General features: G+C 72.1%; 20 protein-coding genes. 14 read left to right on the forward strand and 6 right to left on the reverse strand.

Annotated features, from left to right (window positions below; genetic code table 11):
• Positions 1-13: 13 nt before the first annotated feature.
• On the forward strand, positions 14-2569 hold the full coding sequence (gene treY, locus SNA_RS29150; protein WP_044367546.1) for a malto-oligosyltrehalose synthase: 2556 nt from the start codon (positions 14-16) through the stop codon (positions 2567-2569).
• Positions 2570-2599: 30 nt separating this feature from the next.
• Here treY and SNA_RS29155 read toward each other — a convergent pair whose 3' ends face one another.
• A complete protein-coding gene (locus tag SNA_RS29155) occupies positions 2600-3493 on the reverse strand; it encodes a LysR family transcriptional regulator (RefSeq protein ID WP_044367548.1) in 894 nt (297 codons plus the stop codon).
• A 144-nt stretch (positions 3494-3637) separates the two neighbouring features.
• On the opposite strand from SNA_RS29155, the gene SNA_RS29160 reads away from it, so the two are divergent.
• The gene (locus SNA_RS29160) at positions 3638-5122 is read left to right on the forward strand and encodes a dihydrolipoyl dehydrogenase (protein WP_030073119.1); all 1485 of its coding nucleotides are present in this window, start codon (positions 3638-3640) and stop codon (positions 5120-5122) included.
• A gap of 273 nt (positions 5123-5395) precedes the next feature.
• Complete coding sequence (gene otr(A) / locus SNA_RS29165; protein WP_044367550.1) at positions 5396-7378, forward strand: tetracycline resistance ribosomal protection protein Otr(A); 1983 nt, start codon at positions 5396-5398, stop codon at positions 7376-7378.
• On the opposite strand, the gene SNA_RS29170 is transcribed toward otr(A), so the two are convergent.
• Positions 7357-7902, reverse strand: a complete 546-nt coding sequence (locus SNA_RS29170; RefSeq protein ID WP_030073113.1) for an FHA domain-containing protein — start codon at positions 7900-7902, stop codon at positions 7357-7359. The genes otr(A) and SNA_RS29170 overlap by 22 nt on opposite strands.
• 296 nt (positions 7903-8198) lie before the next feature.
• Between SNA_RS29170 and treZ the strand changes: the two genes are divergently transcribed.
• From treZ to SNA_RS29225, 11 genes are all read left to right on the forward strand, one after another.
• Positions 8199-10031 (forward strand): malto-oligosyltrehalose trehalohydrolase, encoded by a 1833-nt coding sequence (treZ, locus tag SNA_RS29175; RefSeq protein ID WP_044367553.1) that lies wholly within the window; start codon positions 8199-8201, stop codon positions 10029-10031.
• 700 nt (positions 10032-10731) lie between these two features.
• Positions 10732-10950, forward strand: coding sequence for a hypothetical protein (locus SNA_RS29180; RefSeq protein ID WP_030073106.1), 219 nt, complete (start codon positions 10732-10734; stop codon positions 10948-10950).
• Positions 10951-11257: 307 nt separating this feature from the next.
• Complete coding sequence (locus SNA_RS29185; RefSeq protein WP_030073105.1) at positions 11258-12703, forward strand: glyceraldehyde-3-phosphate dehydrogenase; 1446 nt, start codon at positions 11258-11260, stop codon at positions 12701-12703.
• Between the two features lie 157 nt (positions 12704-12860).
• A complete protein-coding gene (locus SNA_RS29190; protein ID WP_241779886.1) occupies positions 12861-14414 on the forward strand; it encodes a PucR family transcriptional regulator in 1554 nt (517 codons plus the stop codon).
• A gap of 92 nt (positions 14415-14506) precedes the next feature.
• Entirely contained in the window at positions 14507-15451 is a 945-nt protein-coding gene (locus SNA_RS29195) for a metallophosphoesterase family protein (RefSeq protein ID WP_030073099.1), read from the forward strand.
• Positions 15448-16107: a 4'-phosphopantetheinyl transferase family protein gene (locus tag SNA_RS29200; RefSeq protein ID WP_044367554.1), complete on the forward strand. Its 660-nt coding sequence runs from the start codon at positions 15448-15450 to the stop codon at positions 16105-16107. The genes SNA_RS29195 and SNA_RS29200 overlap by 4 nt, the downstream gene beginning before the upstream one ends.
• A 176-nt stretch (positions 16108-16283) precedes the next feature.
• On the forward strand, positions 16284-16475 hold the full coding sequence (locus SNA_RS29205) for a hypothetical protein (RefSeq protein WP_030066116.1): 192 nt from the start codon (positions 16284-16286) through the stop codon (positions 16473-16475).
• Positions 16476-16695: 220 nt separating this feature from the next.
• Entirely contained in the window at positions 16696-17115 is a 420-nt protein-coding gene (locus SNA_RS38710; RefSeq protein WP_157880140.1) for a ribonuclease FAU-1 family protein, read from the forward strand.
• Positions 17116-17438: 323 nt separating this feature from the next.
• Positions 17439-17972 (forward strand): hypothetical protein, encoded by a 534-nt coding sequence (locus SNA_RS29215; RefSeq protein WP_030066118.1) that lies wholly within the window; start codon positions 17439-17441, stop codon positions 17970-17972.
• Positions 17969-18439, forward strand: coding sequence for a GNAT family N-acetyltransferase (locus SNA_RS29220; RefSeq protein WP_030066119.1), 471 nt, complete (start codon positions 17969-17971; stop codon positions 18437-18439). Before SNA_RS29215 ends, SNA_RS29220 begins: the two co-directional genes overlap by 4 nt.
• Before the next feature lie 748 nt (positions 18440-19187).
• Positions 19188-19991 (forward strand): alpha/beta fold hydrolase, encoded by an 804-nt coding sequence (locus SNA_RS29225; RefSeq protein WP_030066120.1) that lies wholly within the window; start codon positions 19188-19190, stop codon positions 19989-19991.
• A gap of 834 nt (positions 19992-20825) precedes the next feature.
• Here the strand turns inward: SNA_RS29225 and msrB are convergent.
• The 4 genes from msrB to SNA_RS29245 form a co-directional block, all read right to left on the reverse strand.
• On the reverse strand, positions 20826-21263 hold the full coding sequence (gene msrB, locus SNA_RS29230) for a peptide-methionine (R)-S-oxide reductase MsrB (protein ID WP_030066121.1): 438 nt from the start codon (positions 21261-21263) through the stop codon (positions 20826-20828).
• Positions 21264-21277: 14 nt separating this feature from the next.
• Positions 21278-22678, reverse strand: a complete 1401-nt coding sequence (gene murC, locus SNA_RS29235; protein ID WP_030066122.1) for a UDP-N-acetylmuramate--L-alanine ligase — start codon at positions 22676-22678, stop codon at positions 21278-21280.
• 169 nt (positions 22679-22847) lie between these two features.
• On the reverse strand, positions 22848-23489 hold the full coding sequence (locus SNA_RS29240) for a response regulator (protein ID WP_044367556.1): 642 nt from the start codon (positions 23487-23489) through the stop codon (positions 22848-22850).
• Complete coding sequence (locus tag SNA_RS29245) at positions 23486-24649, reverse strand: sensor histidine kinase (protein WP_078970299.1); 1164 nt, start codon at positions 24647-24649, stop codon at positions 23486-23488. The genes SNA_RS29240 and SNA_RS29245 overlap by 4 nt, the downstream gene beginning before the upstream one ends.
• Positions 24650-24665: the final 16 nt, after the last annotated feature.

The raw sequence follows: 24665 nt of genomic DNA on the forward strand, positions 1-24665 counted from the left end.
TACGGGTGTTCCCATGACGCCGCCCTTGAGTCCGCCGCCGACCGCCACCTACCGGCTACAGCTCCAGCCGGACTTCCCGTTCGCCGCCGCCGAGCGGGCGGTGCCGCAGCTCGCCGCGCTGGGCGTGTCCCATCTGCATCTCTCCCCCGTCCTGGAGGCGGTGCCGCGCTCCACCCACGGCTACGACGTGGTCGACCACACGGTGGTACGGGCCGAGCTCGGCGGCGAGGGCGGGCTGCGCGCGCTGGCGGCGACCGCCCGGTCGCACGGTCTGGGCCTGGTCGTCGACGTCGTGCCGAACCATATGGCGCTGCCCGCCCCGGCCTCGCTGAACGGGCCGCTGTGGGCGGTCCTGCGGGACGGCCCCGGCTCCCCGTACGCCCGGTGGTTCGACATCGACTGGGAGGCGGGGCAGGGCGGGCGGCTGCTGCTGCCGGTGCTCGGGGGGCGGCTGGGTGAGGAGATGGGGCGGCTGCGCGTCGAGGACGGGGTGCTGCGCTATCACGCGCACGCCTTCCCGCTGCGCCCCGGTACGGAGGGGCTGCCGCTGGCCCGCCTCCTCGAAGCCCAGTGGTACCGGCTGGCCTGGTGGCGGCTGGCCCGCAGCGAGCTCAACTACCGGCGGTTCTTCACCATTTCGGAGCTGATCGCCCTGCGGGTGGAGGACCCCGAGGTGTTCGCGGCGACCCATGGCACGCTGCTGCGGCTGCTCCGCGAAGGCGTCATCGACGGGCTGCGGATCGACCATCCCGACGGCCTGGCGGACCCCGGCGGCTATCTCGGCCGGCTGCACGCCGCCACCGGAGGCCGGTGGACCGTCGTCGAGAAGGTCCTCGGCGCCGACGAGCGGCTGCCCGGGAGCTGGGCGTGCGCGGGCACCACCGGCTATGACGCGTTGCGGCACATCGACGCGCTGTTCGTCTGCCCCCAGGGCGCCGGCCGGCTCTTCGCCCACTACCGCGACTTCGCGACCCCGCTGGCCGACGAGGGCGGCGACTGGGAGGAGACGGTGCGCCGGGCCGCGTACGAGGTGGTCACCCACGATCTGGCCGCGGAGGTGGAGCGATTGGTGCGCACCGCGGTGCGCATCGGCGAGCGCGCGCCGCGGCCGGGCGACCATGCGCCGTGGGCGCTGCGGCAGGCGATCCGGGAGCTGCTGGTGCGGCTGCCGGTCTACCGCCCCTACGCCGCGGATCCGGGCCGCGCCGGACAGGACGCGGCGATGCTGGGCGAGGCGGCGGTCCGAGCCCGCGGCACGTTCCGGGTGCCGGAGGAGGCGGCGGCGGTGGATCTGATCCACGATCTGGCGCTGGGGTGGCGGCAGGGGGACGGGGCGCCTGAGGGAGGAGACCCCGGTGGCCGGGATCCCGCCGGGCCCGGCGGCCTCGCGGACCCTGCCGACGCGGCCGGCCGGGACGACGCGGCCGACGCCGCCGATGCGGCCGACACCGCCGACCGGGCCGATTTCGCCGCCCGCTTCGCCCAGACCGCCTCCGCCCTGCGCGCCAAGTCCGTGGAGGACACCGCCTTCTACCGCTATCCGGTGCTGCTGTCGGCCTGCGAGGTCGGCGGCGACCCCGGCACGCCCGCCCTCGGTCCGCAGGCGTTCCACGACTTCTGCGCCCACTTGCAGCGCGACTGGCCCGCCACCGGGACGGTGCTGTCCACCCACGACACCAAGCGCAGCGCCGACGTCCGGGCGCGGATCGCGGTGCTGTCGGAGTGCCCGGACCGGTGGCGCGATGTGCTGGGGCAGGCGGCCGACGGGGCGGGCGGCCACCTGGTGGCCGAGGGGGCGGTGGACCCGATGGTGTCCTGGCTGGCCTGGCAGACGGTGTTCGGGCTGGGCGGGCCGTCGGCCGGTGGCCCGGCCGCCGCCGAACGGGTCGCGCCCGCGGTCCTCAAGGCCGTACGGGAGGCCGGTCTGCGCACGTCCTGGACGGAGCGGAACGCGGAGTACGAGGAGGCGGTGGCGGAGTTCGTCCGCGGCGGGCCGTGCGGCCCGGCGGCCGACTCGCTCACCGCGCTGCACGACGAACTGGCGCCGTTCATCCGCGCCAACGTGCTCGGCGCGACGCTGCTGCACCTGACCATGCCGGGGGTGCCCGACCTCTACCAGGGCACCGAGCGGGAGTATGCGGCGCTGGTCGACCCGGACAACCGGCGGCCCGCCGCTTTCCGGCCCGAGCTGCTCGCCGAACTGGACGGCGGGGCCGCGCCGCGCGATCTGTCCGCCGAGAAGCTGCGGCTGACGGCCGTCGCGCTGCGGCTGCGCCGCGCCCACCCCGAGTGGTTCGACGCCGGCGGCGGCTACGAGCCGCTGCGCGCCGAGGGCCCCGCCGCCGAGCACTGTGTGGCCTTCGGCCGCGCCGGGCGGGTCGTCACGGTCGCCACGCGGCTGTCGCTGCGCCTGGTGGAGACCGGCGGCTGGTGGGACACCGTTCTGCCGCTGCCGCCGGGCGGCCCCTGGCGGGAGGCGCTGACCGGCCGGGTGGTGGACGGCGGGACGGCGGTGGGGCTGACCGAGCTGCTGGCCCGGTCACCGGTGGCGCTGTTCACCGCGGGGTGATCCGGCCCGCGCCCGGCCCGGTGGCGCTGTTCACCGCGGCACGGCCCCGTCCGCGCCCGTCCCGGTGGCGCGCAGCAGCTCGGTGAACTGGGCGGCGGCGCCGGTCAGTTCGACCCGTGAGAAGACGGTGATGTCGCGGCGCCAGGGCGGGTCCGTGGGGATGCGGGCGCAGTCGAGGCCGTCGAGTTCATGAGCCGCCGTCAGCAGCACCCCGACGCCGGCCGCCGCCATCCGCACCGCGGTCGAGCTGTGCTGCGTCTGCACGGCGGTACGGGGCGCAAAGCCCGCGCGCTCGCACTCCACGTCCAGCCAGCGCCGCCCGCCGACCACCGGTTCCAGGCCGCAGCGCACCCAGGCCCGCTCCGAAAGGTCGCTCAGCCGTACCGACTCCCGGGCGGCGAGCGGATCGTCGTACGGCACGACCAGCACGATCTCCTCCTGCCCGACGACCGTGACCGGCCCCGGCCAGTCCTTGGGGCGCGGGCCGACCGCCATATCGGCGACGCCGCGCGCCATCCCGTCGTCGAGCTCGTCCGTGGTGGCGTACTCGTGGAGAACCAGGCGCACACCGGGATGCTCGCGGGCCCAACGGGCGCATACCGCGGGCAGGATGCCGACGGCCTGGGCGTGCACGGTCGCGAGGTGCAGTTCGCCGCTCTCGGCTCCGGCCGCCGCGAGGGCGGCGCGGCGGGCCTGCCGGGCGCTGCGGACCGCGAGTTCGGCGTGCGGGAAGTAGGCCCGGCCCATGGGCGTCAGCCGCACCCCGCGCGGCATTCGCTCCAACAGTGCGCCGCCCGCCTCCCGTTCGAGCGCCTTGATCTGGTGCGAGAGCGCGGACTGGGTGACATGCAGGACCTCGGCGGCGCGGGTGAAGGACTCCTCCTCGACGACCGCCACCAGGTATTCCATCTGCCGCAGACTCATGCCCGGCCCTCCCCGTTCCCCCCGGCCCGTGCCTATGGCCAGGCCGTATGCACTGCATACGTGGGGCCGTATGCACAGCGCTCATCGCCCCCATCAAAACATTGCCTTGGACTCATCGCCCCAGGTGGGACGAGGCTGCCCGGTATGAACGAAACGGACGTGATCATCATCGGGGGCGGCACCGGCGGCTACGCCACGGCGCTGCGCGCGGCGGCCCTGGGCCTGCGGGTGGTGCTGGCCGAACGCGAGCTGATCGGCGGCACCTGTCTGCACCGCGGCTGCATCCCCAGCAAGGCGATGCTGCACGCGGCGGAGCTGGTGGACGGGATCGCGGAGGCACGGGAGCGGTGGGGCGTGCAGGCGAGCGTGGCCGCCGTGGACTGGGCGGCGCTCACCGCCACCCGGGACGACATCGTCGCCCGTAACCACACGGGGGTGGAGGGGCATCTGACGCAGGCCGGGGTGCAGGTGGTGCGCGGCACGGCGCGGCTGACCGGGCCGCGCACGGTGCGGATCGAGGGCGCCGGGGAGCCGTCCGGCGAGCCGGACGGGGAGTTCACGGCCCGGCGCGGGATCGTGCTGGCGACCGGCTCCCGGCCGCGGCTGCTGCCGGGGCTCACGCCGGACGGTAGACGGGTCGTCACCAGCGACGACGCCCTGTTCGCCCCGGGGCTGCCGCGGTCCGTCCTGGTACTGGGCGGCGGCGCGATCGGCGTCGAATACGCCTCGCTGCACCGCTCGATGGGCGCCGAGGTCACCCTGGTGGAGGCCGCGGACCGGCTGCTGCCCCTGGAGGACGCGGACGTGAGCCGCCATCTCGCCCGGGGGCTGAAGAAGCGCGGCATCGCGGTCCGTACGGGCTCGACGCTGGTGGACACCGAGCTTCTGGAGGACGGCATACGGGCCACCCTGCGCACTCCCCGGGGCGAGCACGTCGTCGTGGAGGCGGAGCGGCTGCTGGTGGCCGTGGGGCGGGTCCCGGTGACCGACGGACTGGACCTGGCGGCGGCCGGGCCGGCGACGGACGGGCGGGGGTATGTGCCGCCCGCCGACTGGTCGCGGCTGGAGACCGCCGTCCCGGGCGTCCATGTGGTCGGCGATCTGCTGCCGCCGCCGTCCCTGGGGCTGGCGCACGCCTCGTTCGCGGAGGCCCTGCTGGTTGCCGAGACCCTGGCGGGCATTCCGTCGCCCCCGGTGGACTACGCCACCGTGCCCCGGGTGACCTACTCCGCACCGCAGACCGCCTCGGTCGGCCTGACGGAGGATCAGGCCCGTGCCGGAGGGCGGGCGGTGGCGGTGAACACCATGCCGCTGACGGCGACCGCGAAGGGCATGGTGCACGGGAGGGGCGGCATCGTGAAGGTGGTCGCGGCGGTGGACGGGGCGGGTGGTGATCGGGGTCTCCCCTGCTCGAACGAAGTTGAGAGCTTGGGGAAGACAGGCGAGGTGCTCGGCGTCCATCTGGTCGGGCCGCACGTCTCGGAGATGATCGCCGAGAGCCAGCTGATCGTGGGCTGGGACGCCGAACCGTCCGATGTGGCCCGGCATCTGCATGCGCACCCGACGCTGTCGGAGGCGGTGGGCGAGGCGTTCCTGACGCTGGCGGGGCGGGGGCTGCACCAGCACTGAGCGTCGTGGCGCCGTCGGCCGACGCGGCCGCGGATCCGTTCGCCCGCGGATCGGTCAGCCCGCGGATCGGTCAGCTCACGGATCGGTCAGCTCACGGCTCCCTTCGCCCGCGGAACAATTCGGTTGCGGACGGGCGTACGTCACCTGTCACCATGACCGCGTACGCCCGTCACCCCCTCCCCCTCCCCCCACCTCAGGAGCCCCGAATGCGCCGATTCCTCGGAACTACTCACCGCCCCGTCCGGACGACAGTTCTCGAGGACTCCTCCTTCCATGGCTCCTTCGCACATTCCTGCGCGGTTCCCTGCGCACACCCTCAACATCGGGATTCTCGCCCACGTCGACGCTGGTAAGACCAGCCTGACCGAGCGGCTGCTGTTCGACACCGGTGTCATCGACCGGCTCGGCAGCGTCGACGCCGGTGACACCCGTACGGACACCGGCGCACTGGAGCGGCAGCGCGGTATCACCATCCGCTCCGCCGTCGCCTCCTTCACCGTCGGCGATGTCCAGATCAACCTCATCGACACCCCCGGCCACTCCGACTTCATCGCCGAGGTCGAACGCGCCCTGGGGGTGCTCGACGGCGCCGTCCTGCTGCTGTCCGCGGTGGAGGGCGTCCAGGCCAGGACCCGGGTCCTGATGAAGACGCTACGGCGGCTGCGGCTGCCCACCCTGCTGTTCGTCAACAAGATCGACCGGGTCGGCGCCCGGGGCGGGCCGCTGCTGGCGGACATCCGTCGGCTGCTGGTGCCCGTGCCCGTACCGATGACGTCGGTGACCGGGCTCGGCACCGCGCGGGCCCGCGCGGTGCCGTACGACCTGCGGGATCCGCGGGCCAGGAACCGGATCGCCGAGACGGTGGCCGAGGCGGACGACGCGATGCTCGCCCAGGTGGTGGAGGGGCCGCCGCCGTCCGCACAGCGGGTGCGCGCGGCGCTGGCCGCCCGTACGGCCGACGGATCGCTGCACCCGGTGTACTTCGGTTCGGCGCTCGGCGGGCAGGGGGTCGGCGCGCTGATCCAGGGGATGGCGGGGCTGATTCCGCCGGCTCCGGTGAGGACGGGCGGGCCGCCGCGGGGCACGGTGTTCGCCGTACACCAGCCGCCGGGCGGCGAGCGGACGGCCCATATCCGGCTCTACGAGGGCGAGTTGCGGCCGCGTCAGCAGATCACCCTGCACCGGCGCACGGCGGACGGCGGCCGGACCGCGCTACGGGGCCGGATCACCTCCCTGGAGGTCGTCGGACGGCCGCCGGGAGGGCCGCTCGCCCCGGGCCATATCGCGGTGATCCGCGGGCTGCCCGGCGTCCGTACCGGCGACCGCCTCGGTGAGCTGCGGGAATCCGACGGCGCGCTGTTCGCCTCGCCCACCCTGGAGACCGTCGTCCGCGCGCACGACCCGGCGCACGCCGCCGCCCTGCGCGCCGCGCTGCTGGCGCTGGCCGACCAGGACCCGCTGCTTGAGACGCGGCCCGCGGACGGCGGCGCGACCTCGGTACTGCTGCACGGCGAGGTACAGAAGGAGATCATCGCGGCCACGCTGCACGACGAGTACGGCATCGCGGCCCGGTTCACGCCGAGCCGGGTGGTGTGTGTGGAGCGGCCCTGCGGGGTCGGCGAGGCGTCGTACGAGATCGCCAAGCGGGGCCACTCCGGGCACTGGGCGACGGTCGGGCTGCGGGTCGAGCCGGGTGCGCAGGGTTCCGGCGCCGTCTTCGCCTACGAGACCGAACTGGGCGCGCTGCCGCACGGCTTCCACCAGGCCATCGAGGAAACCGTCCTGGCGACGCTGCGGCAGGGGCCGAGGGGGTGGGCGGTGACGGACTGCCGGGTGGTGCTGACCCGCTCCGGGTTCGTGGGCCCGGTGAGCACCGCCGGGGACTTCCGCGCGGTCACCCCGGGCGTGCTCCTACGGGCCCTGCGCCGGGCCGGGACCCGCCTCTACGAGCCGTATCACGCCTTCGAGGCGGAGCTGCCGTCCGACGCACTGGCGGCGGTCACCGCCCGGCTCGCCGCGCTGGACGCGGAACTCGACGAGACGACCGGCGGGGAGACGGGCGGAGACACGGGCGGAGAGGGGAACTGGCTGGTGCGCGGGACCCTGCCGGCACGCCGTGTCCGGGAGGCCGAGGGGATGCTGCCCGGTCTGACACGCGGTGAGGGCGTGTGGACCTCCCATCCTTCGGGGGACCGGGCGGTGCGCGAGGGTGCGGGCGGCGTGGACGACGCCGCTCAACGCTCCGTCAGAACGTAGTCCACCCGGCCGAACGTGATGTGATCGCCGGGCCCCACCGGCACCTCGCCCACCACCCGGCGCCCGTTGACACAGGTGCCGTTGGTGGAGCCGAGGTCGCGCAGCATCCAGCCGCTGCCGGCGCTGCGCAGTTCGGCGTGCGCGCGGGAGACCGTCTCGTGGTTGAGCCGCAGGCCGACACCCGGCGCCCGCCCTATGAGCAGCGGGAACGGGCCCGGCTCCGGCAGCAGCAGCTTCGGCAGTCGCTCCGTGCGCCAGGCCCGGCGCACCCTGATGTGGAACGCCGACACCCGGCCGACCGTCCGCAGGACCGCACCCTGGACCTTGCCCCGGCTCTCCAAGTCGGCCGTGGCCAGGGCGAGATCGGAGTGCTGCTGGGCGGTGAGGACGAGTTCCAGCCGACGCAGAAAGGTGTCCTGGGACAGCCGTCCCTGTGCCGCGCCGTCGCGCAGCAGGTCGAGGGCGCGTTCCCGGTCCGCGTCGGACGGGCGCATCGGCCCTGCGGGGAACTCGAGCGAAGTCATTCTGTGATTCTGCGGTGGGCGTGAGCCGCTGTCCAGCGAGCTGTCGGCCTGCGGCGATGCAACCGGTGCGGCGGGCGGGACGCTTGTGGCCTGCGGGACGGATGCGCGGCGGAATGGCGCAATCGGCGGCGCGAAGTCACGCCATCTCGCCATGCCTGCCTGTCGGGAGGGCGGACGGCGTGCTTTCGTCGTCGGGAGGGCGAAAGGCCCAGGGCAACCACCCGGGGCGGGAAGGCCGAGGGGAGGCCCAGGGCGGGAAGGCCCCGGGCCGAAAGCCTCAGGAAGGAGTCAGCGCCGTGCTGTTCGAGGTGTGGGCGCCGAGCGCCGAACAGGTCACGCTCCAGTGGGCGGGCACCCGGGCCGCCGAACCGCCGCTCCCTCTGGAGCGCGATACGGAACGCGACGGCTGGTGGCGCGCGAGGGCGCAGGCCCGGGACGGCGACCGCTACGCCTACCGCCTCGACGGCGGCCCGCCGCTGCCCGATCCGCGCGCCGCCCGGCTGCCGGACGGCCCCGGCGGCCCCGGGGCGGTCGTCGACCACACCCGGTTCCCCTGGCGGCACCCCTGGCCCGGCCGCCCGCTGCCCGGTGCGGTCCTCTACGAGCTGCACATCGGCACGTACACCCCCGAGGGCGCCTTCGACGCCGCCGCCGACCGCCTCGCGCACCTGGCGGACCTGGGGATCACCCATGTCTCCCTCCTGCCCGTGTGCCCGTTCCCCGGCCGGCACGGCTGGGGCTACGACGGGATCGCACCCTGGGCGGTCCATGAACCGTACGGCGGGCCGGACGGGCTCAAGCGGTTCGTGGACGCCGCACACGGGCACGGCCTCGGGGTCGTCCTCGACGTCGTCCACAACCACCTCGGCCCGTCGGGCAACCTCCTCCCCTCCTTCGGGCCGTACTTCACCGACACCCACCACACGCCCTGGGGGACGGCGGTCAATCTCGACGCCCCCGGCTCCGACGAGGTGCGTCACTACTTCATCGGCAGCGCGCTCGCCTGGCTGCGCGACTACCGGATCGACGGACTGCGGCTGGATGCGGTGCACGCGCTGCACGATTCCCGCGCCCGGCACTTCCTGGCCGAACTGTCCGCCGCCGTGGACGCGCTGGCCGGCCATCTGCGACGGCCGCTGTTCCTGATCGCCGAGTCCGACCGCAACGATCCGCTCACCACCGCACCACGGGCGAGCGGCGGCCACGGCCTGCACGCCCAGTGGAACGACGACTTCCACCACGCGCTGCACACCGCCCTCACCGGCGAATCCCAGGGCTATTACGCCGACTTCGCCCGCGCCCCGCTCGCCGCCCTCGCCAAGACTCTGACCAGTGGTTTCTTCCACGACGGTACGTATTCCAGCTTCCGCGGCCGCACCCACGGCGCCCCGCGCGACCCGCGCCGCACACCCCCGTACCGGCTGCTGTGCTACGCCCAGACCCACGACCAGATCGGCAACCGCGCGCTCGGCGACCGCCTCGCGGCCACCCTCTCCCCCGGCCTGCTGGCCTGCGCCGCCGCGCTGGTTCTGTGCGCGCCCTTCACCCCGATGCTCTTCATGGGCGAGGAGTGGGGCGCCCGGACGCCCTGGCAGTACTTCACGGACCATACGGATCCGCAGCTGGCGGAGGCGGTACGGGCCGGCCGCCGCCGGGAGTTCGCCGCCCACGACTGGGGCGGTACGGATGCCGACTGGCCCGACCCGCAGGATCCGGCCACCCGTGACCGCTGCGTCCTCGACTGGTCCGAACCCGACGTCGCACCGCATGCCGCCCTGCTCGCCTGGCACCGGACCCTGCTCCGCCTGCGACGCGAACTGCCGGCACTGACGGATCCGGATCCGGCCCGCACCCAGGTGATCCACGACGAGAAGGCCCGCTGGCTCTCCCTACGGCGCGGTCCCGTCCACGTGACCGTCAACCTGTCACACGACTCGGTGGCCACCATCCCGCTCGGCACCCCGACCGGGCCCGCGCCGCGCCTGCACGTCCTGGCCGCTTGGGGCGAGGGGGGCGGGACCGGTGGGATCGATGTGGCTGGTGCTGATGGCGGGGTGGTGCGGGTGGGGGCGGAATCGGTGGTGGTCGTGGGGGAAGACCCGTTGCGTGGGGGAAAATCCGTTGCGTGAGGGACATTCCGTTGTAGGGGAAATCCCCTAGGGGATGAGAAGACCCCCTACGGGCCATAACGTCCCGGGAGCGGGGGATGGTTCCCGGCGGCGGGGTTCGTTTTCGGCCGACATATGCGCCGGTTGCCCTCCATGCGGGGAACGCGCATTCCGATGCGCCGAAGACACAGAACAACAGGCAGAAGACGCAGAAGACACGGAAGATGCAGAAGATACAGACATCGGACGCCATCTCACCTATCTCACCTATCTCACCTATCTCACCTATCTCACCTATCTCATCCCCATCGGATACTCATCAATATGTAATGGAGACATGCGCGTAGAGGCATTACCGTAAAGACCCCATGCCGGAATTTTCCCCTGAGGACACCCCGTAAGGCAGCGCGCCAGCATTTTGACCTCAAGCCCAACAAATCTACAGGTCAGACTTATTCCTGCAAATTCCCGCGAATCGAATCCTTTCCCCGGGTCACATTGCCAGCTCCTGGCGGCGTAATTTCCAGCAGGTAAAAAAACCGCATGCCGCATTGCCCGCCGCTCAGCAGCCGTGATTACATTCCGCGAACACCGTCGCCGCCACAGACGTCCCCGACGTCCGCCATCGGCTGCGCGGCACCATCGCACCGGCCAGATTGACTTCACCGTCGCCCCGTCGGCGCGAATTCAAAGGCCAGAGAATCGAAGGGAACGGCACGCCATGCGCAACGGCTTCACCTCTGAGATAAACGCCTCCGAAATTTCCGACAGCGAGCTGGACGGAATTTCCGGCGGGCTCGCCAGCGGCAGCCTCGAGATTGCCGGCCACGGCGGCTCGGTGAACGTCGGCGACGTCGCCGGAACCGCCCAGGCCCTCGCGGCCGAGACGCCCGCCTCGCAGCTCGCCCAGCTGGTCACGGTGCACACCTTCGGCATCTGAGCCGCGCACCTGCGCCCTGCGCGCCACCTAGGCCGCATCCGAACCCCGGGACCCCGCGTCCCGGGGTTCCTGCATGTGACGACGCAACGGCGTGACGACCCGACGACGCAACAACGGCACAGCCCCTCCCCCACCCCCGGACTCCCCCAGCGAGGTTCGCGCCACAAAACGGCCGACCCAAATCCCCCTAAAAGGCCACACCTTCGCCCCGCTCAGCGCCCCGTTCCCCCTCCGGACGACACCCCGCGAACGATCAAACAAACGGCGGGTTAGCATATGAGCGCCGCCTAGCTCGAAAGATAAGCCTGTGACTGTCAACGACGACTCGTTCACCAACTGGAAGAACCGCGAGGAGATCGCGGAGTCCATGATCCCGCTCATCGGGAAGCTGCACCGTGAGCGGGACGTCACGGTCCTGCTGCACAGCCGCTCCTTGGTGAACAAGTCGGTGGTCAGCATTCTCAAGACCCACCGGTTCGCCCGGCAGATCGCCGGCGCGGAGCTCTCGGTCACCGACACGCTGCCGTTCCTCCAGGCTCTCACCACGCTCGATCTCGGCCCCTCGCAGATCGACATCGGCATGCTCGCCGCGACGTACAAGACCGATGACCGCGGTCTCTCGGTGGCGGACTTCACCGCCCGGGCCGTCGCCGGCGCCACGGGCGCCAACAAGATCGAGCGCGCCGAGGGGCGCGATGTCGTCCTGTACGGCTTCGGCCGCATCGGCCGCCTCGTCGCCCGCCTGCTGATCGAGAAGGCCGGCTCCGGCAACGGTCTGCGGCTGCGCGCCATCGTCGTCCGCAAGGGCGGCGACCAGGACATCGTCAAACGCGCCTCGCTGCTGCGCCGCGACTCCATCCACGGCCAGTTCCAGGGCACGATCACCGTCGACGAGGCGAACAGCACGATCATCGCCAACGGCAACGAGATCAAGGTGATCTACGCCAACGACCCGACGGAGATCGACTACACGGCGTACGGCATCAAGGACGCCATCCTCATCGACAACACCGGCAAGTGGCGCGACCGCGAGGGCCTGTCCAGCCACCTGCGCCCCGGTATCGACAAGGTCGTCCTGACCGCTCCGGGCAAGGGCGATGTCCCCAACATCGTCCATGGCGTCAACCACGACATGATCAAGCCGGACGAGCAGATCCTGTCCTGCGCCTCGTGCACCACCAACGCGATCGTCCCGCCGCTGAAGGCGATGGAGGACGAGTACGGCGTCCTGCGCGGCCACGTCGAGACGGTCCACTCGTTCACCAACGACCAGAACCTGCTGGACAATTACCACAAGTCCGACCGCCGCGGCCGCTCGGCGCCGCTCAACATGGTGATCACCGAGACGGGTGCCGCCTCCGCCGTCGCCAAGGCGCTGCCCGACCTCAAGGCGAAGATCACCGGCAGCTCCATCCGCGTGCCGGTGCCGGACGTCTCGATCGCGATCCTCAACCTCCAGCTCGCCCGTGAGACCACGCGCGAGGAGGTCCTCGACTACCTCCGCGACGTCTCGCTGACCTCGCCGCTCAAGCGCCAGATCGACTTCATCAGCGCCCCGGACGCGGTCTCGAACGACTTCATCGGCTCGCGCCATGCCTCGATCGTCGACGCCGGCGCCACCAAGGTCGAGGGCGACAACGCGATCCTCTACCTCTGGTACGACAACGAGTTCGGCTACTCCTGCCAGGTCATCCGCGTCGTCCAGCACGTCTCCGGCGTGGAGTACCCGACGTACCCGGCGCCGGCGGCCTGATTCCCGGCGATGGGGTAACCGCACCCGGTGGGCGTGCGGTTACCCCCTTGGCCCACGGGCCTCCTCCAGGCGCAGCGCGCCCCCCGGCCACATCCACCGTCGCGATCTCGTCACCGCCCGGACCCGCTCGCCCGATCGTCCATTCCATACACATGTGATGGACACTCTGTCTATGCCCCTGCATCTGTCCGACCTCCTGGCCCGGCCCGATCTGAACCTGTCGGTCACCTACGACGTGCCGCCACAGCTGCTGGCGCGCGTCATCGAGGCGGCGACCGTCTCGGACCTGCTGACTCCGGGGAAGTGGCTCCAGGGCGGTGAGCTGCTGATGACCATCGGTCTGCTGCTGCCGATGGAACCGGCCGCCTGCCGGGCGTACGTCCGGGACGTGGCCGAGGGCGGCGCGGCGTGTCTGGCGCTGGGGCTCGGGCAGGGGCTGCCGTACCAGGAGGCGCCCGAGCCCCTGGTACGAGCGGCGCGGCAGGCCGGGCTGCCGCTGCTGACGGTGCCGGACGAGGTGCCGTTCATCGCCGTGACCAAGGCCGTTTTCGATGCGCGGGCCGATGAGCAGCGCGAGGTGCTGCACCGGGCGTTCGCCACCCAGCGGCGGCTGACCGCCGCGGCGGCCGGGGACGGGCTGCGGCCGATGCTGGAGGAGTGGACGGCCGCGACGGGGGTGGGCGCGGCGGTGCTCGACCCGCTCGGGCGGCTGCTCGCGGCGGGCGAGCGGGGAGCCGGTCCGCCGCCGGCGGAGGCGCGGGATCTGATCGAGCGGGTCGCGGCGCGGGGGCTGCGCGGCAGCGCGTCCAGTACGGCCGCGGGGCGGCAGCTGGAGGTCCAGCCGCTGGGCGCACGGCGGCTGCGCGGCCTGCTGCTGCTCACCGGGCATCCGGACGACGCCGCCCGTTCGGTCGTACCGGGTCTGGTCTCCCTGCTCTCCCTGGAGCTGGAGCGCCGCCATCTGCGCGATGAGCCGGAGCGTCGTCGCAGGTCGGCGCTGCTGTCGGAACTGCTGGCCGAGGAGGAGCCGACGGGCAACCGGGCCCGCGACATCCTGGCTTCGGCCGGTCTGACCGCGGAACGGGTGCGTGGCGTGGTGGTGGAGCCCGCGGGAACGGGCCGCAGCGCGTCGCCGCCCCCGGAGAGCGCCGTCGGCGATATGGCCGCGGACCTGGCGCCGGCGATGCCCGGCGGCCTGGTCAGGGTGAACGGCACGGTCGTCGAGGCCGTGGTCGGCGAGGATCTGGACGCCCGCGAGGTACTCGGCCGGTTCGCGCCGCACTGCCCGGCCGGGATCGGTCCGGCGGTGGCCCCGGAGGCCGTACGGGTCTCGCTGCGCCAGGCGACCGGGCTGCTCGCCGTGAGCCGGTCGAGCGGCGCACCGGCCGAGGCCCGGCAGAGTCAGGCCAGCAGGCTGCTGCTCGATCTGGGCGACCGCCGTACGCTGCACGGCTATGCGGACACCGTGCTCGGCCCGCTCGATCTCGCCGACAACGGCGAGGAGTTGATCGCCACTCTGGCGGCCTGGCTGGAAACCGGCGGCGCCTGGGACGCCACCAGCCGCCGCCTCGGCGTCCACCGCCACACCGTGCGCAACCGCCTCGACAAGGCCATGGCCCTCACCGGCCGCCGGCTCGACGACCCCGACGACCGCTTCGACCTGTGGCTGGCCACCCGTATCCGCCGCGGGGGGCCGCCGGCCGCCCTCTGAGGAGACCGCCCGGCCCGGAACCCGAGGTTCCCGCAACGCGCCCGACCCCGCCCGCACTTCACTCTCACCCCGGCACCGTCTTTACTTCGACCATGGCTTACGAGATCCGCAGCATTCCCCGGGACGTCGCCCCGGCACCCGCCCCCGGTCCGGCGCCGCGTCGCGCCCCCGGGCGTGGCAAGTTGGTGGCGGTCAGCGATCTGCACGTCCGGTACGACGAGAACCGTGACATCGTCGAGCGGCTGCACCCGGAGTCCGACGACGACTGGCTGCTGATCGCCGGCGACATCGGCGAGTACTCCGCCGACATCCGCTGGGCGCTCACCCTCCTGAGCAGCCGCTTCGCCAAGGTGGTGTGGGTGCCGGGCAACCATGAACTGTGGACGCCGGGCGAGGACCCCGTCCAGCTGCGCGGCGTCGCCCGCTACGAGCATCTCGTCGGCATCTGCCGGGAGTTGGGCGTGGTGACTCCGGAGGACCCCTACCCCGTCTGGGAGGGCGAGGGCGGCCCGGTCGTCATCGCCCCGCTCTTCCTCCTCTACGACTACAGCTTCCGCATGCCGGGACTGGCCACCAAGGACGCCGCCCTGGCCGCCGCCGAAGAGGCGGGCGTGGTCTGCACGGACGAGTTCTTCCTCCACCCCGACCCGTACCCGACGCGCGAGGCGTGGTGCCGGGCGCGGGTGACCGCCACCGAGGCCAAACTCGCGGCCGTTCCCGAGGAGTTGCCCATCATCCTCATCAACCACTGGCCACTGGTCCGCGAACCCACCCGGCCCCTCTGGCACCCGGAGTTCGCGCTGTGGTGCGGTACCGAGGCGAGCGCCGACTGGCCGCGCCGCTTCCGGGCCACGACAGTGGTCTACGGCCATCTCCACATCCCCCGGTTGCTGATCTGCGACGGCGTGCCCCACCAGGAGGTCTCGCTCGGCTATCCGCGCGAGTGGCGCCGCCGCTCCACCGCACCGGGCCGCCCGGTGCAGATCCTGCCCGCCACGGCCACGGCCGTCCCCGACCCCACCGGAACCCACGCATGATCGACAAACTGCTCCCGGCGCCCATCGTGACGGCCGAGACCTTCGAGGACTTCCCGCTCTCCGAGATGTACCCGGAGGAGTGGGCGCTGGTGGAGAACGCCGTGCCCAAGCGGCAGAAGGAGTTCGGCACCGTACGCGCCTGCGCCCGTACCGCACTGTCGCACTTCGGCATCCCCCCCGCCCCCATACTCCCCGGCCCCGGCCGCGCCCCCCAATGGCCGGACGGCATCGTCGGCGCACTGACCCACTGCAACGGCTACCGGGCGGCGGCGGTGGCCCGCACCCGTGACCTGCACTCCCTGGGCCTGGACGCCGAACCCAACCAGCCCATCACCGACCCCGGCGTCCTCGACCTGATCACCCTCCCCGAGGAACGTCCCCAACTCACCCGCCTGGCCGCCCTGGAACCCGACGTCAGCTGGGACCGCCTGATATTCAGCGCCAAGGAGTCCGTCTACAAGGCCTGGTACCCCCTGACCTCCCGCTGGCTCGACTTCCACCAGGCCCACCTCACCCTCGACCCCACCGACGCCACCTTCACCGCCCGCCTCCTCGTCCCGGGCCCGGTGGTCGACGGAACGACCATCCAGGAATTCAACGGACGGTGGATGGTGGGGGCGGGGTTCGTGGTGACGGCGGTGGTGGTGGGGCGGTAGGGGGCGGCTGGTCGGGGGCGGGGGCGTCGTGCCACCCGCGACCGGCCGAGGGCCGCGCACGACGCCACCTCGTCCGCACACCGCGAACCGCACATCACCACCGACCACCCCCTGCCTCGGCCCCGGGCGAAACCGTTGGCTAGGGTCGCCGCAACATCCAGAAATCGGGGGGGATCATGCCGAAGAGGAAGGCGGACATCATCGCGGCGGCCACGGTCGTTCTCGCCGGACTGGTGGTGTTCGTGAGCAGTAGCAGCGACGCCCCGAGCACCGGCGTCCGCGGCGCGGGCGAGGCCGTCCAGCAGATGCAGGACGGCGACATGATCACGGTCGACGGCGACACATTCGTCCTCGAAGTGCGCAACTAATGCCACATCAGAGAAGGTTTGCCCTGGCTGAGGTTGGTCCCCGATGCTGGGCCGCACGTGATGTCAGGAACGCGTCGTCATGGGCGCAAGTGCGTGAGAGGGGACTTCTCCGTTGGTGAGGGCGGGCGAGGCCGGTGTGCGGATCGGCGTGCAGAAGTGCAAGTGGCCGCTGCCGGGCAGGGATGCCCCCAGGCCGGCGGCTGAATGGGACGCTCGGGTGTTGGGCACCGACCAGTTCGGTACTTGGCTGTTCTGCCGCGAAGGCGAGGTCCACCGAAAGGCCGACGGCACGTCGCTGGTGGTTCCCAGCGACGGTGTGCAGTTGCTCCCACGTACTGGTTGGTGGGCGGCTTGGTGGTGGCGTAACGACCGCTGGATCAGCGTCGACATCTGCACCCCGCCGACTCTGGGTGAATCGGGGTGGAGCTATACAGACCTCGAACTGGATCTGGCGCGGCTTGCGGATGGCACCGTCCTGCTGGTTGATGAAGAGGAGTTCGAGCAGACCGTGGCCGAGTGCGTGATGCCCCAAGCCGTCGTCGCCGCAGCCCGAGCCGCGGCGTCCGACCTGCAGACCAGGCTGGCTACTGCTACCGAGCCGGTTGCCCTGGCAGGCTGGGAGTGGCTGGAACGGGCTTGACGAGCCGGGTCCACGGACCACGGCCGGACTGCCCATGGACGGACGAGTGAACTACCCTCGCCGCTCCTGACGGCGTTTGGCCCTCGGATGACGCGGTGCTGTCAGGCCGTGCGGGTGGCAGAACGAGTACGCGTCCGCGAGATCGATCACCTGGCGGAACCATCACGCCGACGACCAGCGACTACGAGCCGTCATCGACAGGGCGAACGTTGATTGATGCGGCACTAGGTCCTGTCAACTGGCAGGTCCTGTCCGGTAGTACGCCCTGTCCGGCAGATGACGCACCTTGTGGAGCGTGCAGCGCAGGTGTGCATCATGGTCGTATGACCGATCTTGGAGAGTCCCCGGCCCACCGTTCCCCGACCGCTGTCGATGCGGATGCGTTGCTGGCGCTGGCGGACGGTTATCACGCCCGCACAGTACGGCCATGGGGCAGCCGCGTGGTTGCCGGGCACCTGGTGAAGCCCTATGCGATCGAGGCGCCGGGGCGGGGTGTGACGGATGAGGACCTGAACGCCGCGCTGCGACTCGCGGCCGATCATCTGTCATCGGCGTATCTGCGGGGCTCACTTGGACTCGCCGTGCTACTCGTCCATGCCGGTGGTGACGGGGACTACGTCCTGGTGCACACATGGATCGAGGGGTACATGTCCGACCTCGCCGTCTTCGTCGGTCCGGCCGGTGATGCCACTGGGCTTCGGCCCGGCCGGTCGGGTCTTGCCCCGTGCGTGTGGGAAGCGGCGGTCCTGGCGCACGAACGGGATGCCGTCACCCGGCACGTGCTGGACGGTCAGGGTGCGCTCGACGACCGGCTCGCGGCGTGGCGCGGCGATGTGCTGGAGGGAGAGGTCCGGTGACGGGCTCCGGTTCGGCCGGGGTGCGCCGCGCACGCGTCGCCGATCTTGCTCAGCTCGCCGAGCTGGCGTCCGAGCACGCCGCCTTCGAGGGAGCGGCGCCCCCGCCGGTCGACCTGGCCCGGCGGCTGGAGACGCTGCTGTTCGGTACGGAGGCTCCTCGACTGCGGTGCTTCGTCGCGGAGTTGAACGACGGCGAGATCATCGGGTACGCCACGTGCGCTCCGGAGGTGTCCACGTGGGACGGGGCGGAGTACCTCCACATGGACTGTCTGTTCCTGCGCGAGGGCCACCGGGGTCGGAAAGTCGGCCCCCTGCTGATGGAGGCCGTGACGACCGAAGCGCGTGCGCTGGGGCTCGGCCAGGTCCAGTGGCAGACCCCGCCCTGGAACACGGACGCGATCAGGTTCTACGACCGGCTGGGAGCCCGGGCGAAGGAGAAGCTCCGGTATCACCTGCCGGTTGACTGACCTCCGCCTGAACGTGCCGGGCTCCGTGCTGTGCCGCGTCGCGGCGCGTGCCGAGCAGGCGGGTAGGTTCATGGCCGCCTGCCCAGCGCGTGATGCGCATCCCTGACGCGTAGGACCGCCCACCAGTCGCGGTGCATGCCGTGGGAGTGGTCTTCGAGGAGCTCGACGGCGTCGGCGTCGGCGTCCTTGGCGTCGTAGAACGACGGCCAGGCATCGCGCCGAAGCGAAATCTGGGTGTGCGGCCGGCCACCAGTGTCGGAACGGGGTGGCGGCAGACCCTCCCACCTCGCCCTCGGGGGCGCCTGGTGCCGCCCGGCGCCTCCCCATCGGCGTCACCTGGGCTCGGCAGTTTCCCCGGCTCCTCGCCTCCGTGCCTGCGTGGCTTCGGCACGGCAGGCAGCCTCCCGGACGACATCGACCCCTTTGTCCCCCTTGACCCCCTTTGAACAGCTCTTCGCCGGCGGAGCGCTCCGCGGGCCACGGAGAGGCAGGTAGCCGGCACCGCCCACGCGTCGGCCCGGTCGATGAGGTCGAGCGGAGTGCGTGTTCAGCGTCTCAATGGGGTGGCCAGAGGGTTGACGCACCACTAAGCGGAATCCAGAATCCCGCTTACTGTTCGACATTGCCGAACAGGGGACACGTTGTCGTCCCTGCGCAGGGAGCCGAGCCGCCGCTTCAAGGCTCCCGTGCGCAGTCGGCACCCGGTGGCCACGCGGGCTCCTCCTGCGCGGTCCGCGAAAGGAACGCCATGCGTCTGAGGACCCTCCCCCTGGCCCTGGTAGTGGCCACCTGCACCTTCCTCGGTATCGCCGCCGGCCCCGCACAGGCCGACAGCATCTCGCCGCCCGGCGCGAACGACTGGACGTGCAAGCCGTCCGCCGCGCACCCCCATCCCGTCGTGCTGGTCCACGGCACCTTCGAGGACATGGCCAAGAACTGGTCGGTCCTGTCGCCGCAGATCAAGGACGCCGGGTACTGCGTCTTCGCGCTCAACTACGGCAACAACGCCACCGCCCACATCCCTGACTCGGCCCAGGAACTCAACACGTTCGTCGACTCGGTACTGGGCGCGACCGGCGCCAAGAAAGTCGATCTGGTCGGTCACAGCCAGGGCGGAATGATGCCCCGCTATTACCTCGGCTTCCTCGGCGGCGCCACCAAGGTCGACGAACTGGTGGGAATCGTCCCCTCGAACCACGGCACGACCAACCCCCTGACCATCCCGACCGGATATGCCGGCTGCGACGCCTGCACCGACCAGATGGCTGGCTCGCCGTTCCTGACCCACCTCAATGCGAACGGGGACACGGTGCCGGGCCCCGACTACACCGTGATCACCACCACGCACGACGAGGTCGTGACCCCGTACACCAGCGCCTTCCTCGACGGACCGGCGCAGCGCGTCACCAACGTCACGCTCCAGGACCGCTGCCCCCTGGACGCCTTCGAACACGACCAGAGCCCCAACGATCCGGTCGTCGCACAGTGGGTCCTCAATGCCCTCGGCCGCAGCGGCCCCGCGGACCCTGCCTTCACGCCCCACTGCACCTGACCCGTCAGCAGTGACACGGCCTGGCATGCGAGCGGACACGGCAGCCGTCGTGTGCCAGGCCGCCCTCCCCCTCACACGCCCGTCGTGGGGGGGGATCGCGGTGCAGTCGCGGTACCGCCCCGTCCCCTTTCTTGGCGGGATGTTAGATCTGGCGGCGACGTCTTGTTCCGACGAACCGGCGCACGCATGCTCTGGACACGCCATCACCCCTCTCACCAGGGGTCTTTTGGTCAGGAGCCGCCATGTCACTGTCTGCCGGAACGCGCGGAACACCGCCCGGCGGCGAGCGTGCGAAGCACCGTCTCGCTCTGGTCGGCGGGTCGCTCGGCAATCTCGTCGAGTGGTAGGACTGGTTCGTCTACGCCACCTTTGCGATCTACTTCGCCGACTCGTTCTTCCCGGGGGAGAACCCGACCGCCCAGCTGCTGAATACGGGCCCAGCCGGCGCAGATTGTCGACACTCGCCGAGGTACCCACGGGGACGATCTCCAGCCGGTGGTCGCCGGCGGTGACGGCCTCGGCCAACGCCCGACCGAAGGCGTGGTACGGCCCACCCTGCGGGCCCGTTGCGAACCGCAGCCGCCGCACGGGACCGGACTGCGACGAACAGCCGGCCAGGAGGGCGGCCAGTCCTCCGGCGCCGAGCCCCAGCACGCTCCGGCGGTCGGGTCCGGGTCCCGGCTCCGCTCCGGCCCGCGCCCCGGGTGCTTCCGGCGCCGGCGCCCCGGGTGCCGTTGGCCACCCCGCATCTGCGCTGGTCACGGGCCGGAGTGTAGCCCGGACCGCACAGGACGACCATGGCTGCGGGCCGGCGATGCTCTTGGACGCGCCGGCCTACGGCCTGTGCTCCCCATGGGAGCTGGGACGGTCCTCGTCGGGGATCAGCCGCAGCGAGATCGAGTTGATGCAGTACCGCTGGTCCGTCGGCGTCGGGTAGCCCTCGCCGCGGAAGACGTGGCCCAGGTGGGAGCCGCAGCGGGCGCAGCGGACCTCGGTGCGGTGCATGCCGTGGGAGTGGTCCTCGACGAGCTCGACGGCGTCGGTGTCCTTGGGGTCGTAGAAGGACGGCCAGCCGCAGTGGCTCTCGAATTTGGTGTCGGAGCGGAAGAGTTCGGCGCCGCAGGCGCGGCAGGAGTAGAGGCCGGTGGTTTTGGTGTCGGTGTATTCGCCGGTGAAGGCGGGCTCGGTGCCGGCCTCGCGCAGGACGCGGTACTCGGCGGGGGTGAGCTCGGCGCGCCACTGGGCGTCGGGCTTGTCGATGTCGTACGGCATCGGGCCTCCTCGGGTCAGCCGGCCAGGCGGGTCAGGATGGCGGGGCCGAGGTCGGTCACATCGCCCGCGCCCATGGTGAGAACAAGGTCACCGGGCTTGGCCATTCCGGCGATGACATCCGGGACGGCCGCCTTGTCGCTCTCGGCGGTGACCTCGGCGCCGGCGGCGCGGGCGGCGTCGATGATCAGCGCGCTGGTGACGCCGGGGATCGGGTCCTCGCGGGCCGGATAGATGTCCAGGACGACGGAGGTGTCGGCGAGGGCGAGCGCCTGGCCCATTTCCTTGCCGAGCTCCTGGGTGCGGGAGAAGAGATGCGGCTGGAAGACGACCAGGAGGCGGGCGGAGTCCGCGACGGCGGCGCGGATGGCATCGAGGTCGGCGGTCATCTCGGTGGGGTGGTGGGCGTAGGAGTCGATGACCTGGACGCCGGCGGCCTCGCCCTTGAGCTGGAGGCGGCGCTTGACGCCGGTGTAGCTGCCGAGCGCCTCGGAGAGGTTGTGCGGCGGCAGGTCCAGGGCGACGCCGGCGGCGAGGGCGGCGACGGCGTTGTGGGCGTAGTGGCTGCCGGGGACGGAGACGGTGAAGGTGAGGATCTTGCCGCTGGTGAGGGTGACGGTGACGTCGCTGGTCAGGCCGTGCGGGGTGATCTGGAGGATGCGGACGTCGGCGTCCTTGGACTCGCCGTAGGTGACGACCTCGATGTCGTGGCGGCCGGCGATCTTCGCGGTCAGCTCGCGGGCGCCGGTGTGGTCGGCGGAGATGACAAGGGTTCCGCCGGGGCGGATCCGGCCGACGAACGTCTCGAAGGACTCGTAGATCTCGTCCATCGAGGCGTAGTTGGCGTGGTGGTCCAGCTCGACGTTGAGGACGATGGCGACCTCGGGCGCGTACTTGTGGAAGCTGCGGTCGCTTTCGTCCGCCTCGGCGACGAAGATCTGCCCGGTGCCGTGCTCGGCGTTGGAGCCGGGGGCGTCGAGGTCGCCGCCGATGGCGTAGGAGGGCTTGAGGCCGAGCGAGGTGAGGGAGACGGCCAGCATGGAGGTGGTGGTCGTCTTGCCGTGGGTGCCGGCGACGGCGATCGGGCGCAGGCCCTCCATCAGGGCGGCGAGGGCGTCGGAGCGGTGGACGGCGGGGATGCCGCGCTCCTGGGCGGCGGCGAGCTCGGGGTTGTCCGGGCGGATGGCGGAGGAGACGACGACGCAGCTGGCGTCCGCGGCCAGATGGGCGGCGGCGTGGCCGATGTGGACGGTGGCGCCGAGGTCGCGCAGGGCCTGGGCGGTCGCGGAGTCCTTGGCGTCGCTGCCCGCCACCTTGGCGCCGCGCTGCGCGAGGATCTTGGCGATGCCCGACATGCCGGCTCCGCCGATACCGATGAAGTGCGGCCGGTCCATCGAGGCTGGGATGGCGGGTGCCATGGGTGGGTCTCCCTGAATCGTCATCGTCGCGTGCGGTTGTGCGGGGCGTGCCGGGTCGTGCGGGCGATACGGGGCGTACCGCCGGTTGTGCGGTCGTGCTGTGGGTGATTCTCGCACCCGGCACCGACAACGCGGGGCGGCACGGTCGCTTCGCGGTGGATCCGGGCGGTCAGCGGCGGATCAGGCCCCGCGTGGTGGCGGCGGCGACCGCGGCCGTACGGGAGTCGACACCCAGCTTGGAGTAGATGTGGACAAGGTGGGATTTGACGGTCGCCTGGCTGAGGAAGAGCCGCTTGCTGATCTGTGCGTTGGACAGGCCGTCGGCGACGAGCTGGAGGACCTCGGTCTCGCGGCGGGACAGGGCGGTGGCGGGGGTGCGCATGCGGTCCATCAGGCGCAGCGCGATGGTGGGCGCCAGGGCGGACTTCCCGGCGGCTGCGGTGCGCACGGCGGCGGCGAGCTCCTCGGGCGGGGCGTCCTTGAGGAGGTAGCCGGTGGCGCCGGCCTCGATGGCGGCGAGGATGTCGGCGTCGGTGTCGTAGGTGGTGAGCACCAGGACGCGGGGGGCGCCCTCACGGGCGGTGATCTCGGCGGTGGCCTGCGCGCCGTGCAGGGCGCCGCCGAACTGGAGGTCCATGAGGACGACGTCGAGGTCGAGCCGGGCGGCCAGGTCCACGGCCCCTTCGGCGGTGGCGGTGTCGGCGACGACCTCGAAGTCCTCCTCGGTCTCCAGGACGGCGCGCAGTCCGGCCCGTACGACGGGGTGGTCGTCGGCGAGCAGCAGCCGGATGGGGGACTCGGTGCTGGTCACGAGGCGGCCTCCGGGGTGGCGGGCGCTGCGGGGCAGGGCAGGGTGACGGCGATGGCGGTGCCCTCCCCGGGGGCGGATTCGACGGCGAGGGTGCCGTGCAGGGCGCGGGCCCGGGCGCGCATGGCGGCGAGGCCGAAGCCGGTGCCGGAGGCGGCCGCGGAGCCGGGGGCGGGGAGGCCGGAGGGAACGAAGCCGGCGCCGTCGTCGACGACGTCCAGGGCGACCTCGGTGTCCATGTAGCTGAGGGTCAGCTCGACGCGGTCCGCGGCGGCGTGCTGGACGGTGTTGGCCAGTGCGGACTGGGCGATGCGCAGCAGGGCGACCTCGTGCGGGGTGGGCAGCTCGGTGGGGATGCCGGAGAGGTGGCAGTGCACGGCGAGGCCGGAGGTGCGGGCGGTGGTGGCGCAGAGCCGTTCGAGGGCGGCGGGCAGCGAGCCGGCCTCCAGGTCGGGCGGGCTGAGGGCGCTGACGAAGCGCCGGGCCTCGGCGAGGTTGTCGACGGCGGCCGTACGGGCCTGGCGGATGTGGCCGAGGGCGGGGCCGGGCCGCTCGGGCAGGGCGCGCTCGGCGGCCCGGAGCAGCAGCTGGATGCTGGAGAGGCCCTGGGCGAGGGTGTCGTGGATCTCGCGGGCGAGCCGTTCGCGCTCGGCGAGGACGCCGGCGGCGTGTTCGGCGGCGGCCAGGTCGCTGCGGGCGGCGGTCAGCTCCTCGATGAGGCGGCGGCGGGCTTCGCTCTCCCGGTAGAGGGCCTCGTAGCCCAGGACTACGGCGACCGCGACGGCCGCGCCGAGCACCGGGCCGACGACCGTCCCGACGCTGAGCGTGTGGGTGTGCCAGCCGAATCCGGCGATGGCGATGACGGTGGTGGCCGCGACGGCGGGCAGGGCGGCGCGCAGCGGCAGCAGGTGCATCTGGACGAAGAAGAGCGGGAAGGCCAGCCAGATGCCGTCGGGGGTCAGGGCGAGCAGCACCGTCCAGATCAGCACCACAGCGCCCAGCCATAGGGCGGCGGCGCGGGTGGAGGTGCGGATACGGGGCAGCGAGGGGCCCGCGGCGTAGAGGGCGAAGAGGGCCGCGGCGGTGGCGAGGACGGCCGGGGCGTCGGCGGCGCCCGCGGCGAGCGCCCGTACACAGGCGAGCGCGAGCAGCGCGGCCACCATGAGGTGAAGGCAGGTG

The organism is Streptomyces natalensis ATCC 27448 (assembly GCF_000935125.1).
Classification (GTDB): Bacteria; Actinomycetota; Actinomycetes; order Streptomycetales; family Streptomycetaceae; genus Streptomyces; species Streptomyces natalensis.

Excerpts from the sequence above, each read along its gene's own strand:
- treY (WP_044367546.1), top strand. The coding sequence starts at position 14 with ATGACGCCGCCCTTGAGTCCGCCGCCGACCGCCACCTACCGGCTACAG.
- SNA_RS29155 (WP_044367548.1), bottom strand. The coding sequence starts at position 3,493 with ATGAGTCTGCGGCAGATGGAATACCTGGTGGCGGTCGTCGAGGAGGAG.
- SNA_RS29160 (WP_030073119.1), top strand. The coding sequence starts at position 3,638 with ATGAACGAAACGGACGTGATCATCATCGGGGGCGGCACCGGCGGCTAC.
- SNA_RS29170 (WP_030073113.1), bottom strand. The coding sequence starts at position 7,902 with ATGACTTCGCTCGAGTTCCCCGCAGGGCCGATGCGCCCGTCCGACGCG.
- SNA_RS29180 (WP_030073106.1), top strand. The coding sequence starts at position 10,732 with ATGCGCAACGGCTTCACCTCTGAGATAAACGCCTCCGAAATTTCCGAC.
- SNA_RS29190 (WP_241779886.1), top strand. The coding sequence starts at position 12,861 with ATGGACACTCTGTCTATGCCCCTGCATCTGTCCGACCTCCTGGCCCGG.
- SNA_RS29195 (WP_030073099.1), top strand. The coding sequence starts at position 14,507 with ATGGCTTACGAGATCCGCAGCATTCCCCGGGACGTCGCCCCGGCACCC.
- SNA_RS29200 (WP_044367554.1), top strand. The coding sequence starts at position 15,448 with ATGATCGACAAACTGCTCCCGGCGCCCATCGTGACGGCCGAGACCTTC.
- SNA_RS29205 (WP_030066116.1), top strand. The coding sequence starts at position 16,284 with ATGCCGAAGAGGAAGGCGGACATCATCGCGGCGGCCACGGTCGTTCTC.
- SNA_RS29215 (WP_030066118.1), top strand. The coding sequence starts at position 17,439 with ATGACCGATCTTGGAGAGTCCCCGGCCCACCGTTCCCCGACCGCTGTC.
- SNA_RS29225 (WP_030066120.1), top strand. The coding sequence starts at position 19,188 with ATGCGTCTGAGGACCCTCCCCCTGGCCCTGGTAGTGGCCACCTGCACC.
- msrB (WP_030066121.1), bottom strand. The coding sequence starts at position 21,263 with ATGCCGTACGACATCGACAAGCCCGACGCCCAGTGGCGCGCCGAGCTC.
- murC (WP_030066122.1), bottom strand. The coding sequence starts at position 22,678 with ATGGCACCCGCCATCCCAGCCTCGATGGACCGGCCGCACTTCATCGGT.
- SNA_RS29245 (WP_078970299.1), bottom strand. The coding sequence starts at position 24,649 with ATGGTGGCCGCGCTGCTCGCGCTCGCCTGTGTACGGGCGCTCGCCGCG.